Annotated in this window: 11 protein-coding genes; 5 read left to right on the top strand and 6 right to left on the bottom strand. The window is 44.6% G+C overall.

Going from position 1 to position 16,273, the window contains the following annotated elements; translation table 11 throughout:
• Nucleotides 1–4: 4 nt before the first annotated feature.
• Nucleotides 5–2,602 carry an alpha-glucan family phosphorylase gene (gene glgP, locus P0M28_RS05545; protein WP_302208620.1) on the bottom strand — a complete coding sequence of 866 codons (2,598 nt, stop codon included), beginning with the start codon at nucleotides 2,600–2,602 and terminating at the stop codon, nucleotides 5–7.
• Nucleotides 2,603–2,667: 65 nt separating this feature from the next.
• A complete protein-coding gene (locus P0M28_RS05550) occupies nucleotides 2,668–4,671 on the bottom strand; it encodes an amylo-alpha-1,6-glucosidase (RefSeq protein WP_302208621.1) in 2,004 nt (667 codons plus the stop codon).
• A gap of 358 nt (nucleotides 4,672–5,029) precedes the next feature.
• Here P0M28_RS05550 and upp point away from each other — a divergent pair, with 358 nt between their 5' ends.
• The 4 genes from upp (at nucleotide 5,030) to P0M28_RS05570 (ending at nucleotide 8,300) form a co-directional block, all read left to right on the top strand.
• Nucleotides 5,030–5,686: a uracil phosphoribosyltransferase gene (gene upp / locus P0M28_RS05555; protein ID WP_302208623.1), complete on the top strand. Its 657-nt coding sequence runs from the start codon at nucleotides 5,030–5,032 to the stop codon at nucleotides 5,684–5,686.
• Between the two features lie 9 nt (nucleotides 5,687–5,695).
• Nucleotides 5,696–6,652: a calcium/sodium antiporter gene (locus P0M28_RS05560; protein WP_302208625.1), complete on the top strand. Its 957-nt coding sequence runs from the start codon at nucleotides 5,696–5,698 to the stop codon at nucleotides 6,650–6,652.
• Between the two features lie 196 nt (nucleotides 6,653–6,848).
• A complete protein-coding gene (locus tag P0M28_RS05565) occupies nucleotides 6,849–7,571 on the top strand; it encodes a PIG-L deacetylase family protein (protein WP_302208627.1) in 723 nt (240 codons plus the stop codon).
• 129 nt (nucleotides 7,572–7,700) lie between these two features.
• Nucleotides 7,701–8,300, top strand: coding sequence for a riboflavin synthase (locus tag P0M28_RS05570; RefSeq protein WP_302210856.1), 600 nt, complete (start codon nucleotides 7,701–7,703; stop codon nucleotides 8,298–8,300).
• A gap of 19 nt (nucleotides 8,301–8,319) precedes the next feature.
• Here the strand turns inward: P0M28_RS05570 and P0M28_RS05575 are convergent, their stop codons facing one another.
• The gene (locus tag P0M28_RS05575) at nucleotides 8,320–8,898 is read right to left on the bottom strand and encodes a phosphatase PAP2 family protein (protein WP_302208629.1); all 579 of its coding nucleotides are present in this window, start codon (nucleotides 8,896–8,898) and stop codon (nucleotides 8,320–8,322) included.
• A 69-nt stretch (nucleotides 8,899–8,967) separates the two neighbouring features.
• Nucleotides 8,968–9,864 carry a hypothetical protein gene (locus tag P0M28_RS05580; protein ID WP_302208630.1) on the bottom strand — a complete coding sequence of 299 codons (897 nt, stop codon included), beginning with the start codon at nucleotides 9,862–9,864 and terminating at the stop codon, nucleotides 8,968–8,970.
• A gap of 402 nt (nucleotides 9,865–10,266) precedes the next feature.
• Between P0M28_RS05580 and meaB the strand changes: the two genes are divergently transcribed.
• Entirely contained in the window at nucleotides 10,267–11,256 is a 990-nt protein-coding gene (gene meaB / locus P0M28_RS05585) for a methylmalonyl Co-A mutase-associated GTPase MeaB (protein ID WP_302208632.1), read from the top strand.
• 317 nt (nucleotides 11,257–11,573) lie between these two features.
• On the opposite strand, the gene P0M28_RS05590 is transcribed toward meaB, so the two are convergent.
• Nucleotides 11,574–14,306, bottom strand: a complete 2,733-nt coding sequence (locus P0M28_RS05590) for a hypothetical protein (protein WP_302208633.1) — start codon at nucleotides 14,304–14,306, stop codon at nucleotides 11,574–11,576.
• Nucleotides 14,307–14,751: 445 nt separating this feature from the next.
• Complete coding sequence (locus P0M28_RS05595; protein ID WP_302208634.1) at nucleotides 14,752–16,191, bottom strand: sensor histidine kinase; 1,440 nt, start codon at nucleotides 16,189–16,191, stop codon at nucleotides 14,752–14,754.
• Nucleotides 16,192–16,273 lie beyond the last annotated feature (82 nt).

Below are 16,273 nucleotides of genomic sequence, written 5' to 3' on the forward strand. Positions count from 1 at the left end.
TGTACTAAAGCCAAGTTACTAAGTTGAAGTCTTGCTGACTAGCCAACAGTGGATGCTGGGGGAATACTCGAAAACCGTACTCATACACGCCCGAAAAGGTGATTTTCGAGTCAGCAGTGTACTTCACCATTGTGCCAGTTCCTTCGGGCACCGGAGAGTCGCTATCCAGTTTTTTTACTTGCTTTTGGCTCATAACCTCTTCTAGCACAATATGGTGCTCATCTTCCTCCCGATGAGCAACCAAAAGCTCTACTCCAACATCTTCGGATGCCAAATTCTTAATGTCTAGTATGATTTCAGCCTTGAAATTTTCTCCCAGCGGTAAGGGGTCGTTAGCAAAATCGTAGATTGATTTTTGCAGTACGCGAATTTGATTCCAGACACCCACTACCTTACCTTTCCACTCGGCCAGCTCTCTTGCTCCGGCAAAATCATCAGCATGTACTTTCTTGCGCTGCTCACCTAGTTTGTTGTAGAAACGCTCAAAGTAATCGTCCATCATGCGCTTCATTGTAAACTCCGGGGCAATTTGGGCAATTGTTTTTTTCATACGATCTAGCCACTGCTCAGATACACCTTCCTCGTTCTGATCGTAGTACTGCGGAATAAGTTCATTTTCCAGAATAGCGTAGATGGTAGCAGCGTCTAGCTCATTTTGCGCGTCCTGGTTTTCGTACGTTCGCTCTTCGTCCAATGCCCAGCCCGTATCGGGTTGGTACCCTTCGGCCCACCAACCATCCAGCACACTTAGGTTTAGCGTTCCGTTAAGCGTTGCTTTCATTCCGCTGGTACCCGAAGCCTCCAGCGGGCGAGTAGGCGTGTTCAGCCAAACATCAACGCCCTTCACCATGCGGCTGGTAAGTTCTATATCGTAGTCTTCCAGGAATACTACCTTACCAAAAAACTCCGGTTGGTTCGATACTTCAACAATCCGCCGGATAAGCTCCTGCCCACCCTGGTCAGCGGGGTGCGCCTTACCAGCAAAAATAAACTGCACTGGGCAATCTGGATTATTTACAATGCGCGCCAGACGATCAACATCCCTGAATAACAACTGCGCTCTCTTGTAGGTAGCAAACCGACGGGCAAACCCAAAAATCAGGGTATTTTCGTCAAAGGAATTGAGCACATCAATCGTCTTCTGAGGCGATTCGTGCCGTTCTTGCATACTCCTCTCCAGTCGCTTTTTAACGGTATCAATCAATTTCTTTTTTAGCTCTCGCTTAATGTTGATTAGATCAGCCCCGTTAATATCGTGTATCTTTTCCCACTGTTTGGGGTCAGACTGTTTCTTTAGAAAGCTTTTGCCAAACGTTTTTTCGTACAGCTCCTGAAGTTCCTGAGAGGTCCAACTGTAGTAATGTACCCCGTTGGTGACGTAGCCAATGTGCAATTCTTCTGCCTCAAAGCCCGGGAATAGCGGCTGAAACATTTTCCGAGAAACCTGACCGTGAATTTTGCTAACCCCATTAACTTCTTGGCTGAGTTTGAGGGCCAAATGGCTCATGGAAAATTCCTCATCTTTGTTATCTGCTTTGATGCGACCTAATGCCATAAATTTCTCCCACGATAAGCTCATTGAGTTCGTATAGGCCGACAAATAGGGCCAAAGCATCGACTCGGAGAAGCTATCGTGGCCAGCGGGCACCGGAGTATGGGTAGTAAATAATGAAGAGGAACGAATAACTTCTACGGCTTGGTCGTATGATAACCCGCTTTTCACCAAAATTCTGAGCCGCTCTAAACCGTTGAAAGCCGCGTGTCCCTCATTAAGATGGTAAATATCAGGATGGACATCTAAGGCTTGTAGTGCCCGCATTCCGCCAATACCTAGTAGCAACTCTTGCTTTAAGCGATTTTCACGGTCACCCCCATAAAGATGGTGGGTAATCACGCGGTCAGCCTCCTGATTATCTTCAATATCAGCATCTAGCAGGTACAGGGGCATACGGCCTACTTGTACTTTCCACAGTTTGGCGTACAATACACGCTCCGGTAGTTCGACCTGAATTTTTATCCAAGTACCTTCCGAATTACGTACCGGCTCAACGGGCAAATACGTAAACCGCTGAGCATCGTATAAAGCCACTTGCTCGCCGTAGTGCGATAGCCCTTGCCGAAAGTATCCGTAGCGATACAGCAGCCCTACCGCTACCATATCCACATTTTCATCGCTGGCTTCTTTCAGATAATCTCCGGCTAACACTCCTAAACCACCCGAGTATAACTTCAACGAGGAGTGCAGTCCGTATTCCATGCAGAAGTACCCAATTTTAAGGGGCGACCGTCGCTTAGTCTCACCCATGTATTTCTTGAACTGACCCTGCACCCGAGTCAGCTGCTTCATGAAGTCGCTATCCTTCAGCAGGCGTTCGTAATCTTGATAATTTAAGTTATCTAGCAGAGCAATGGGGTTTTGCCGATGCTGAAGCCATCCTTCGGGATCAATACTGCGAAACAGATTAATTGCTTCGTAATTCCAGCACCACCACAAATTTTTGGAAATCTCTTCCAAGCCTTTGAGTTTGTCTGGTACTTGCGATTGAATATACAGGCGTTTCCAGTGAGGTGAAACACCTTCATTTATAGATTGAGTGTCCATGTAAGATTAGGGTTTTCGTTACTAAATGGTTAGGGTAGGCATACGCTGATGCCGCAGATAAATAATTATAGTGAAACTGGCTGAGTTGCCTTGTCAAACTCTTCAATTAATTTGCCCGTGCGGATAATCTCGGCAACATTCCAAGCTTGGGAAATAGCCCCTCGAGGCGCGTGGGGCGCGTCTCCGTCGTAAACTTCTGAGATACTACTGATACCGTGCTCCGACATCGTTTCTTCAAAACCACGATAAAGCGAGATAACGTAGGGTAAGGCTTCCTCCCGTTCGGCTACTTTGAGGTAAGCCTCTACGTAGTGTCCCATGAGCCACGGCCATACCGAACCTTGATGATACGCTAGGCGTCGTTGGGTTTGCGTGCCTCGGTAGTTCCCTTGGTAGCTTGCCTCTCGTTTAGATAAGCTACGCAGGCCTCGGGGAGTGAGCAACTCTTTTTTCACCACCTCAATAACGCTGCGAATTTGCGTGTCAGAGAGTGGCGAAAAAGGCAAGGAAGCCGCTAAAATTTGATTAGGCCGTACTGACCAATCTTTGTTTTTCCGATCTAAGCTAATGAGGTCTGCCAAATATCCCTTCTTTGGATCCCAGAACGCTTTCTGGAATGATTTCTTTATTTTCTCATCCATTCCCTTCCAGTCGTTGAGCACTTTTTTACCTTCGGTAGAACGAGGACCCGCAATTTCTAAGGCAAAGCAAACCGCATTATACCATAGTGCATTCACCTCCACTGGGAACCCAGCTCTGGGAGTAACTGGTTGGCCATCGATGTAAGCATCCATCCAGGTAAGAGCAATACCATCTTCGCTGCCCGAGAGAAGCCCGTCATCCTGCATTTTTATCTGATACTCAGTACCATCGCGATAGCTTTCCAGAATCTCCCGAATCGCCTTACCGTAGTTCTTCCACACAGCTTGGCGGTCGCCCAACCGGTGAGTGTATTGTTGCAGTGCCCAGAAAAACCACAGTGGCGTATCAATGGCTTCGTAGGTCACCTGAGAATCATTATACTTCCAGAACGGAAAAAAGGCCCCTTTTCGATACTTGAGCATCGTATCCAGCACGGCTTTAAAACTTTTCAGGTCGTCCTGCACCAGCGACAGTCCCGGAATGGCAATAAATGCATCCCGCCCGCCTCGGCGGTAACGCTGATAGCTGGCAATCACATCTGTACGATCGTACTTGCGGGCTTCGGGGGTACTCCGGGTTTTCAGTACAAATTGCTCGGCTGATACTTTCAGGCAATTTTCAAATGAACTCCGCGCGGTTCGCTTCCGCGTTTGATTATTGAACATCCGAAGCAAATTACCTGCTTTGATCACATCGGGGCCGCCCGTAAATAGAATAATATCTCCTTTAGAAGCTTTCACTTCAAAATAACCCGGAACGTATAAATCCTCTTGGTAAGGTGCTCCCAACTCCAAATCTTCAGGATACTCAATATTGTAGTACCAGTTTGCTTGGGAGACAAATTTGCTGTTGTTACCCACCTGCATAAAAAGCTCTTGATACTGAGGGTATAACTGAATACTTACTCCGTCTTCTACGGTTGAAATACCGGGCTGAATACCTTCGTCGGCTCTCAAAAGCTGGTTAACGTTACGAAAAGCCAAAAACGGAAATAGCCGTAGCGTAATTTCTTCGGTTGCCTGCTCCACAATGTAGCGTACCAGCACCCGCTCTTCGTGCTCTACTAGCAGAAACTCCCGGGTTAGCACTACATTTTTCATGCGATACGTTGACTTCGGAATCGGGTCGGCGGAAAAATCCTTCATGTACACAAAGCCATTCGGATTATATTCGTTAGGGTACTTGTGTACTCCCAAATTGAAGGAAGCATTGTTTACAATAACCGTTTCATCTAGCGAAGACAGTAGCACGTGTACTCCTTCTAGCCCTGGCTGATGGGCCACCAACAAGCCGTGATAACGCTTGGTGTTGCACCCTACAATAGTAGTAGAAGAATAGGCACCGGCTTTATTAGATCGTATAATTTCCTTATTTAAGGAATATGAGAGGTCAAGTAGTTGTTTTTTATCGAATTGAATGTAACTCATTCACAAAATATGGTTTGGTTCTCAGGAAATAGCTACTAAGTAAATTAATCGGCAAGATAATGCTTTCAACTAGCCTAAGGGAAGTTACTGATGATTATTTTATGGTTAAACAATCAGTAGGAAATGTTGCTCGCAATAGGCAACCTTAAGAAAAAAGGTGTACTGTTTTTGGACTGAAATGTTATTACTTCTGACATTTTAAACTCATACTAGGTTGAAAGAAGTTCAAAATAGCCCATTTTGTTACGCAATCTATTAGAACAGGTTAATTTTTTATGAATAATTATTGTTATTTCGCATTTCATTGCTACCAGACTTCACTGCAACGTATATATTTGCGTTGCCTGGTTTAAGATTTATGCAGCAAGCATCTTTATTTGTATTAGCGGAGCAACCCTCGGTAGCCAACCACTTTATGGCTGAGCTACGTGACCGTACTCGCCAGACCGACCGAATGCGGTTTCGCCGGAATATTGAACGTTTGGGAGAAATTTTAGCCTACGAATTATCGAAAACGCTGCCCTATCGCCCCGAATCAGTTACTACTCCCCTAGGAACTGCTGATATTTCGTTACTCACCCAACAGCCCGTGCTGGTTTCAATACTGCGGGCGGGCTTACCTTTACACTGGGGGGTGCTCAATTATTTTGATCAGGCCGATAGTGGTTTTATTGGTGCGTACCGGCAGAACACTACCGATGGTTTTACTATTCAGCTTGATTACCAAAGTATGCCTAGCGTTCAAGATCGTCCCCTTATCTTAATTGACCCTATGCTCGCTAGTGGACAAACCCTAGTTAAGGTACTAAAGCAGATCAGCAATTTTGGCATTCCTTCTCAAATCCATATTCTTTCCGTTATTGCGGCGCCCGAGGGCATTTCTTTGCTTGAGCAAGAAATCCAACATTTGTACCGCCTCTGGGTTGGAGCTATTGATAACCAATTGAACGACAAATCTTATATCATCCCCGGCTTGGGAGACGCTGGCGACTTGGCTTTTGGAAATAAACTATAGCGTACGTTTATGATCGTTAATATCGGAATACTCTTAGGAGGACTTATTGTGTTGATTGCCGGAGGAGAATTCCTGGTGCGGGGTTCCGCTAGTATTGCCCTGCGCCTCAAAATTTCACCCCTAGTGGTCGGACTGACTGTAGTCGCTTTTGGTACTTCTGCTCCCGAACTATTTATTAGCGTTCAGTCGGCCCTAAGCGGTAGCCCCGATATTGCGATGGGTAACGTAATTGGCTCTAATATTTGCAATCTGGCCTTGGTGTTGGGAGTGACTTCGTTTATTACTCCGGTGCCCGTTCAGAAGGATATTATGCGAATAGACTGGCCAATGGCGATGGGAAGTTCATTGCTCATGTTTGCGTTGGTACAAGGAAACCTAATTAGTTTTTGGGAAGGGATATTATTCGTTTCTATTCTGGCTAGCTATACTTTTTTCATTATTCGCAAATCCAGAAAGGAAACTAAAAGCTCACAGGCTCAGGCAGAAGCCTTGGATGTGCCTGCTCAGCCTACTGCTAGTGTCTGGAGAGATATTTTGTTGTTAGCCCTCGGTATAGTCGGTCTAACATTTGGCTCTAATTGGTTTGTATTTGGAGCCAAAGAGCTAGCTATTACTATAGGAGTAAGCGAACGGGTAGTAGGTATTACTGTAGTAGCCTTGGGCACTAGCCTACCTGAGCTAGCTACCGCTATTGTAGCCGCTACACGTAAAGAAACCGATATTGCGATGGGCAATCTCATTGGCTCCAATATTTTCAATATTTTGTCTATTCTTGGCTTTACCAGCATTATTGCGCCCATTCAGGTGAATGATATAATCATCCGCTCCGATATGATCTGGATGCTGCTTGTCACCTTTATGATTTTCCCCATGATGATTACTCGCCGGAAGATCAACAAGGTGGAAGGAGTAATTTTACTGGCTTTTTATCTTTACTATATTTACTCAGTCATAGGCCCAGTATAAAAAAATGAGTAATGGACAATGTACAGGGAACAATAAAAATGTGAAATACGAAATATGGAAAAAAAGAGAAGAAAATACGGAGAACGATTGATTTACTCCCATACTCCGTTCTCCTTTTTCCCTTCTTCGTTCTTTGATCCTTTTCATATTTCGCATCCCGCATTTCTTATTTCGCATCTTACATCCCATATCTTCTATGAAATTTCTCTATGTTTTTCCTCACCCCGACGATGAAGCCTTTGGCCCAGCCGGTGCTATGCACCATCAACTCCAGCAAGGGCACGAGGTGTACTTACTTACCTTAACCCGGGGAGGAGCCACAAAGCAGCGACAGCGTTTAGGACTCAGTGTAGAAGAAATGGGTGAAGTACGTTACCAAGAAATGTTAGAAGTAGAGAAGGCTCTAGGGCTAAGTGGCATGACGGTGCTTGACCTTCCGGATAGCGGGCTTAAACGCATGGACCCGAGAGAGATTGAACAAGTAGTGGGCGATCATATTCGGAAGATTCAACCCGATGTTTTTGTTTCTTATCCGGTACACGGTATTAGTGGGTTTCACGATCATTTGGTAATGCACGCCGTGGCTAAGCAAGTTTTTCTAACATTGCGCGATGAAGGAGTGCCTTACTTGAAGCGATTAGCCTTTTTTACGATTCCCTACGAGGGAGACGGCACTTTTAAAAAAGGCAGTGATTTCATCTTGAAGCAATCTTTACCCGAAGAAATAGACTGCATTGTGCGCCTTAACGATGCTAACATTGATGCTCTCCAAGCATCTCTCGATTGTTACAAAACCTACCAGCAAGTTATTGAGAAGGTACAGGTAAAAGAACTAATTGGCGATGCCGTATATTTTGAAATCTACCAAGAATCCTTCAATCCACCCCTGCCGGACTTGACCGAGAAACTTTCGAGTTAATACGATCGCTAGTCAACTGAAACAAATTTAGAGCGGATGTTGGGGCTTGGGGCTATGTACATTGTGCGACAAACAATCAGGCAATTTAGCAGCTTAACCATTAAACTTAGTCAATTTTTACAGAAGCATATGTTTACCGGAATTATTGAAACCGTAGGCGAACTAGTCAATATTGTTGATGAAGGTGAAAACAAACATTTGGAAATTTCCAGTAGTATCACCCCCGAACTTAAAGTTGACCAAAGTGTCAGTCATAACGGCGTTTGCCTGACCGTTACCGAGGTTGTAGAAACTACCTACCGAGTAACGGCAGTACAAGAAACGTTGAAGCGTAGCAATTTGGGTGCGCTCACTCATGCAGCAAAAATCAACTTAGAGCGTTGTATGCCCGCCAACGGCCGATTTGACGGCCATATTGTTCAGGGGCACGTAGACTTGACTGCTTCTTGTGCCGATATTAAAGACCAAGCTGGCAGTTGGCTGTTTCGCTTTAACTATACACCTACATCATCCGATCAGTTATTGGTAGAGAAAGGCTCAGTTACTGTGAACGGAGTGAGTCTTACCTGCTTTGATATTACCGATACGTCGTTTGCTGTGGCAATTATTCCTTACACGTATCAGCATACCAACTTTAGCCAATTGCAGATTGGTGATATCGTTAATCTAGAATTTGATATTGTCGGAAAATACATCAGCCGAATCCTTCAAAGCCAGCTAGAAAAATGAACCGAAATCGCCTTGACGATTATTCTACCGAAGAAGTATTCAGTAAACGACGATTGAAATTCCGGTATAGTTGGTAAAAAATTATAGCGATGGCAGCCCCAAGTATCGCGCCGATCAGTATATCTAACGGATAGTGAACGCCTACGTAAATACGGGTGTAAGAAACCACACCGGCCCAGGCAAATCCCCAGACAAACCATCGGCTCCAGCTACGAAGCAATAACCAAAGCCCAGTGGCAAAGCCAAACGTATTCGCAGCATGGGACGAGGCAAAACCGTATTTTCCCCCGCAACCTTCCACTACATGAACTTGATCCGTTAATCCTGGATTATGGCAGGGTCTTAGACGCTCGAAGAAAGGCTTCATAAACCCGGAGGTGAGCTGGTCGCAGGCTATAATGATTAGCACCAGTAGTACAATCATCTTCGCCCCTTCCCATTTGTATTTTATTAGTAAAACAACGACGATCAAGGCGTAGGCCGGAAACCAAGTATACTTATTGGTAATTCGATACATCACCGGGTCGAGCCAGGGAAGATGCAAGCTATTTAGCCACAGAAAAAGTTGTTGATCAGCCTCTTGAATGACTTCAATCATAGACAGAAATTAGCCAGACTAAGGTAGCAACTAGAGGCTTACTTTAAATACCAATGTGTAAAAAAATTATTATAGCCCAAGGCCATTTCTGAAGACAAACTGATCGTAAGCATTGTGAAAAGCTTCTATATTGGGAGATAGTTCAATAGCGTACTCGTAGCTGGTGAGTGCATCCGCCAACAAATTATTCTGTTCGTAAAAAGAGGCTAGAATTAATTTATCCAGCGCGTTTTCTTCGCCCGAAAATACTAGCTTCAACTCCCTAAGCTCTTGCTCAATCTGAGCCGATTCGTCCGGGGTCATATGCTTGATACCGTAGCTACTTGATTGTACTTCTTTATGTTGCTTCTTCTGCACGCTTACAATGAGTAACCTTTCGGAGGCAATAGGCTCTTGCTCAAAATCCAACCAAAGCTTAGTATCGGTAGCATCCTTTACCATCAGCACCTCGTCAAACATATTCTTAAACACTACCTCGTAATCATCGTTCAGCGTCTCCTGATCTTTCCAGCGTAGTACTACCTCCGGGCTAAAAACATCTACCGAATTAGGCAGGTACATTTTCAACTTTTTATTCTCTACTGACCGAGTAGTTTCTTTAGCACTGTTATCTGGGTTGGTAACCGACTCAACGTAGGCATTCGCATACTTCTGCGCCACTGCCGAAGGTTTTAGGTTGATACGCTGATGCAAGCGAGATACTTCGTAAGTGCCAGCTTTGTAGTAGGGAACTGTTTTTCCACTCTGGTGAACTAACCCAAGATATCCGCCTTTCTCAATTCTTATTAGATGATTCTCTCGTAGTTCCAATCCAATCTCAACGGATTGCCAATCATCATCCGAATTAGAGCGATAAAAAACCTCTCCTTGGTGAGCCAGAACATTAAAAGTATACTGTACATCCTGACCAACAGCCACTGTTAAGCTTAAAAAGATAAAAAGAAAATTGAGTAGTACGTATTTCATAGGTAGACCCGAATAATAGACAATTTAGGTGGTAGTACCGCACTAGTCGATGCGCTTAGTGCTAGTCATCTATAAAAATATTAAATAATAGCGTATAGTAAAATAATATAGATATATTTTATACTTACAATCAAAATGTACTAATAAAGGTTCAATTAAATATTCAAACAATTTAATATGTGATACTATCATTACTAAGCCATTTACTACTTTTACGAGTAGATAAACTATATTATATCTTAATTTATTATTCTATTTGAATAAACACCAACTCAGTAAATCGTTTATCTTAGAAACGATAACACAATCGCACGACGACTGTAAAGTATCCGTTTGAACTTGTTCTTTTGGGATGGTACTTCATTATCTTGTCGTTCCTTAAGCAAAAAAGCACTAAAAAATATGGGGCGAAAGATACTTACCGCTAAGCAGTACGCCAGCGAAATACGAGTTGGTAACCGCTTTGTTTTGAGTCAGGCTATTACTTTGGTGGAAAGTACGCTTGCCACGAGTCAGAACTTAGCCCAAACCATTATTAGCTCTCTTCTGCCTCACACTGGTAACTCTCTCCGTCTGGGGATTACGGGAGTGCCGGGAGTAGGAAAAAGTACATTTATTGATCAGTTGGGAATGATCTTGATCCAAAAAGGCCACCGGATTGCCGTGCTTAGTGTTGACCCTAGCAGTCAGCAGTCTAAGGGCAGTATCTTGGGGGATAAAACTCGGATGCAGCGGTTGAGCCAGCAGGATTCAGCCTACATTCGCCCTAGCGCGGCAGGTAGCCACTTGGGTGGAGTAGCTCAGCAAACCCGAGAAGCTATTTTGCTCTGCGAAGCGGCTGGTTACGATGTAATCATTATTGAAACGGTTGGGGTTGGACAGTCGGAAACACTAGTTCGGCATATGACTGACTTCTTTCTTCTCTTAATGATTAGTGGAGCCGGAGATGAGCTACAGGGTATGAAACGAGGTATTATGGAAATGGCCGATACCATCGCTATTAACAAAGCCGATGATGGCAACGAGCAAGCGGCTCAAGTAGCCAAAAGAAACTATCAACAAGCACTTCACCTATTTCCACCTACGCCCGGAAAACCTCAACCCAAGGTAGTAACCTGCTCGGCTTTACACAACCAAGGTTTACATGAGATTTGGAAGCAGATTCAAGCATTTATTGCCGCCACCCAAGCATCAAATTACTTTCAGCAACAGCGGCAACAACAGCAACGGAACTGGATGCACGAATTGATTAATCGGCAGCTCTCGCAAGACTTCTTTCAGCAGGAGCGTATACGAAAGATACTGCCACAGATAGAAGAAGAGGTACTTCATGGTAGTATTACCGCTCGAGAAGGAGCCGAAAGGCTGATAACACTACACCGTAATTGTTAAAAGCGACGGCTTACAAACTGCTGATTAGGTAGGTGCATGTTGTTAAACTGGACATTGGTTAATAGTCGGTAGTCCACGGGCATTGAGTTACAGGCGGCCGTCGTGCGGGTTAGAAAGTTGAAGTGTTCAGGTGTTAAAGTGTTATGGTGTTAGCGTAGTGATGTATGGGGGTTAGCTGTACCCATTGCTCATTGTCTACTACACGGTGTCCCACGCCAATTCATCATGATTCATCAGTCATTATTCATTAGCTGGTTGGTTCCATCAACGATCGATTTTAAATTCCGGTCTCCGGTCTCCAGAAAATAACTCTTTATTCAAAAAGTGATTTCCGCTAGCTCATTCTCGTATACCCGATATAGCTGATATTGGTTTCTGGCTTCTGAATACAATAAAGCGATCTCTCCACGGCTCTCGATCGGGCGGTTATTAAATAACTTTCCTTGCTGATCAAATAAGTAGGTGAATTCTTGCACCTTATCACTAATGGCTACGACCTGATTATCGGTTCCGAAATTATAGTATTGCACCGACAGCTCATCTCGGCTTAGTGCCCCGGGGGTGAAGTACGATTGCTCAAACCACACGCGTCCGGTTTTATCCAAAACACTGAGTCGTTGTTCGTCTTGGCGAACTATAATGTAATCTTTACCCAGTCGATCCGGACAAAGGAGAAAGTGAGTGTTGGAAGAAGGACGCAGCAGTTGTTCACGCTTTAGTAAGGTTCCAACTAGATTTAATGAAATCAGCTCGCCACTTTCGGTTACAGTAGTAAGTTCACTATCTGAGAAGTTGTTTCCGATTTTAATAGACAAAGGGTTTTCGCAAGCTTGCCCCAACTCTACCGGAAACCCCGGATAAGCTTCTCCTCTCCGATTTAATAGGTACAGCAACCCATTTTCTAACAAGGCTACAATACAGTCTTTACCACGCACCCGAATGTGCTGGGGAGCCTCAGCTAGCGGAGCCGTGAGCGATAGGGGGTTCCATCCCTCCAGATTATCACGATCAGCGTTAAACAACCAGAGCTGCCCGAGCGGATCAGTAATTAAAAACCGATAATTTCCATTTCGCTCATAATCAAATACTGACAGATACTGCACTCTAATATCTTCGGGTAAGTAAAACGGGTAACCATTCACGTAGTTACCCGAGCGGTCAACCACGTGCATTGTTGAGTCAGTAGCCCAAACGTAATTAGGAGGTGCGCTTTCCGGCAAATTAATCTGTATTATATCACCTACTAAAGTGGCTCGCGTTGAATCTGACCAAGTGATAGCCCGTTGAACGGGATCGAGAAGATGAACAACCTTCGATTGATCTTGCACCGCCACCCGAATTTTTTGGTCACCTCCTCGTACTACAAAAGGTTTCGATGAAATAGCTGTATCTATCCGCTGCCGATTAGCTGTAACGAAACTACCACTGCTTGGCTGATCTTCAGTTTGGTAGGTTACCACCATATTGGTGTAGTACTCTTCGCCCATCGTACTAAATTGCAAGGCAATTTTATTCAGTTGGTTTAGTTCAGCCTCTTGGCTTTGGGCCCATTCGCCCCATTTTGGTGAAAGCCCACTAACCCACTGCTTTCGGTAGTGAGGCATATCTACCAATAAGCTAAGATTTGCGGGGTTAATAGCCCGTTCCAAAAAACGGCTCTGCCGGGGCGATTTACTCCAGGTAGTTTCAGCAACTTGATCGGAAATTAGACGCTTCAGGGCATTAAGGCTACTGGAGAGCACCCAGTAAGAAGCATCTCGGTACCAAAAGTATTCCCCGAGCGACTGAGAGAAGTTACCGGTGAGCAGATTAGGTAATGGACTATCGGGTAGATTTCGTAAGATGTGGCCAGCGTATGCCTCCTGAAATGAAAGTGAGTCCGAGTTATTAGAAAAAGTTTCTAAGCGCTGCTCCAGTGCGGTAGCATCGGCAATCTCTACTATTATCAGATGATCTTCCAGTGTGCCTGAACTACTTTCTAGGGTAATTACTCCTAACTCATTGCCCGCCCAAGAGAACCAATCGGTTAGTGTACTTCCCGTTCTATCTTGGAAGTGCCGCTGCATAGATAACAGGTCGGTACTATCCTTGGTCTGAGACAAAAAGTTGAAGTACTTTTCCAGCCAAGAACTGGCCTCAGAAGATGTCCACTGGCGAACGGTGGCTGTCCGGCTCGGCAAATAATTACTCAGGCCAAATGAAGCAGCGGATTGTTCCTCAAATACTGACAAGTAAGCCTCGTTGGGTGATGCTTGACCAAATCCGCTAAATAGCCATTGGTTGTCTTCAATTGATAAATCTAGCATCAAGCAGTCAGCCAAAGCATCTGTCAGGAAGTTGGTATGCTCGCCCCGATGAGTGGCAAATAGCGAAAAAAAGCGAGACAGTTGTTTACCGTTTATAATTACATCGCCCTGATCGTGCTGAGAAAAGGCACTTTGAGTCAACATCTTTCGCCACGACTGAGCGGACACCTCCGTACTTCCTAATCGCCGAATCTGGTCTTCCACTAAAAACGGGGTAAAGCTACCAATCAGAAAGTTATCAATGTGTATCCAGGAGAAGCGAGTCTGCTGAGGTTGATAAACCCACTCTTGAATACTCATGCCTTGGTATTGCTGGCCTTCCACTTTCCACTCTGGCGAACTTTGTACCGCTGCTGTCAGATTCTTCCAATCAGTAGGTTTACGGGTGCTTGCTAAATCTACGTAGAACGAAAACCCCATGTCGTCGTTGCCAACAACGTGGCTCACAACGTAGGTTGAGCGATTATTGAGAAGGGAAGCAAGTGCAGCACTATCCAGTGCGCTTACTCCTGGTTTAATATTCTGAATATCGGGTAGCGAAGCCATCAGGCGACCTAACGGACTGGTCTGCATATTTGCCCAATCTTCAGGAAAATTTTTAGAATGGTACACCCACAGGGCATCTTCGGCCACCAGCTGCTCAATAGTTACTAAGGCTGGTTCGGCAATATATTTTCGATAGCCAAAGATACCAGCAACTAACAATAGCAACCCACCCAGAAAAAAACCAATATTACGTAACACACCTGTTCAGATTAAGCTCAACCAGATTACCCAGCAATTGAACGTACGTTAATCACTTTATACAAACACTCCGTAACCTGGCCGTAATTTATAAAAGTATTCGCGATTTATTTGGTTAATTCCACTACCAATCCCGCTACTCATGATTTATGAGTAGCGGGCTTAATCACTAGAGGATATTCCAATAAACTTCTAAGGTTCGTGACGACACGAACTTCGGGGTAAATAATTATCAGAATAAGATTTACTAAGAACCACACATGTTCCCGCCACGTGCCTACCTGCTGGAGCGTGAGGTCGCTTCCTATCGCCGTCATGAAATGATCGCGATAACGTTGTTAGTACCCAGACAGGATACTCGCACCGAACGCAAGTAGCGTGCCCCTCTATTCCAGACTTACCAAAGCACTCGCTTATCGTTGAAGAAGAATCGGTGGTTTGTATTTTAAATGGAAAAAGAAGTTCTCTGGAATTGATTAGGAAGGATGACAGTAAGCGTAGTGCCCCGGTTAGGACGAGAGGTGATGGTGATATTTCCTTTGAGCCGTTCTACAGTTTCATGGACAATAAATAATCCTAAGCCCGAGCCTTCGCTACGGTCGGTAGCCCGATAAAACATATCGAAAACGTGTGGCAGATGCTCCTCATCTAAACCAATGCCATTATCCCATATTTTAATGTTTGCCTGCTTTTTGCTGACCCGTACTTCTACCTTAATTCGAGACTTTCGAATTCCGTAGCGACGGTACTTAAAGGCATTAGAAATAATATTATTGAGTATGACCCGAATCTGCGTTAGGTCTGATACGAAGGGGTTTGGTTGACTGATTCGTGTGCTTATTTCTAGGTTCTTATGGTCTTCCAGATGAAAGAAGCTGCTGATAGACTGCTCTACTTCTACCATAAAGTTGATTTTCAGCAGCGGTCGCGGAACAGAGCTTCGTGAGCGGGATATGCTTAATAGATTTACTAAAAAGGCATCTAGTCGCTTGATGCTTCCTTCAATAAGCCCAACAAATCGGTTGCGTTCGGCGTCATTAGTTTCATTCTGAAGCAGGGTAATTAATCCTTGCATTGATCGGAGCGGGGCTCGCAGATCGTGGGAGGCATGATAAACAAAGTTATCCAAACCAGTATTAACCTGCTCTAGGGTTTTTATCTGCTGCTGAATAGCTGAAACATCCTGCGCTACTACGTAGATATTGTCTTTTGTATATTGAGCAGAAAACAATAGCCAGGTTTTATCAGGCAGTATTTCTAGCACTCGGTTCGTAACACTACCCTGCTCTACCACTTCCCGAATAAACTGTAGCCATTCGGGTGTTCGCTGCCAAGGGATATTAGCTAGCTCATCGTCGGCAATTCCCAGTAGCGTCAATGCTTCTGGATTCGCCTTTATGATGCTTCCTACTTGCGCCTCTACTACCAAAAACCCGGAAGGAATTGTTTTGGGTAGGGGGTAACGCCAAGGAAGTTGAGGCTCGCACTGAGTTGAGAAGTCAAGCACAATTACCGGACTTCCTGATTCAGGCTGATTTAAAGTAGCGGTTACGGCTACCGATGTATGTGCTTGTTCGGCGTTGCTTATATCAACAACAGCTTCAACCCGCTGTCCGCCCCCGGTGAGCAGTAGGTCAACGATCTTCCGAAGCTGCCCCTCCCCTTTGCCAAAAGCTTGATACACCGCATGAATTGGTAACCGCACTGGAGTAGATATATCCTCTTCTCCTACAACAGTGGCAAACGCATTACCAGGTTGCCAATGAATTTCTTTCATATGTACCAACCCCCGAATACCTGCTTCGTCGGCCTTTTGCACAAAAGCGTCTTCAGAACCAGTGGTAAGTTCTGTCGGTTTAACAGATTTGGGGCGAGTACTTTCCATAAATTGAGTCCCTTATAAAAGAGACATCCGATATTCTAGCACAAAAATAAGTGAATATTTTGATTGAATGCAATTATTTATC

The sequence above is a fragment of the Tunicatimonas pelagia genome, from assembly GCF_030506325.1.
GTDB classification, from domain to species: domain Bacteria; phylum Bacteroidota; class Bacteroidia; order Cytophagales; family Cyclobacteriaceae; genus Tunicatimonas; species Tunicatimonas pelagia.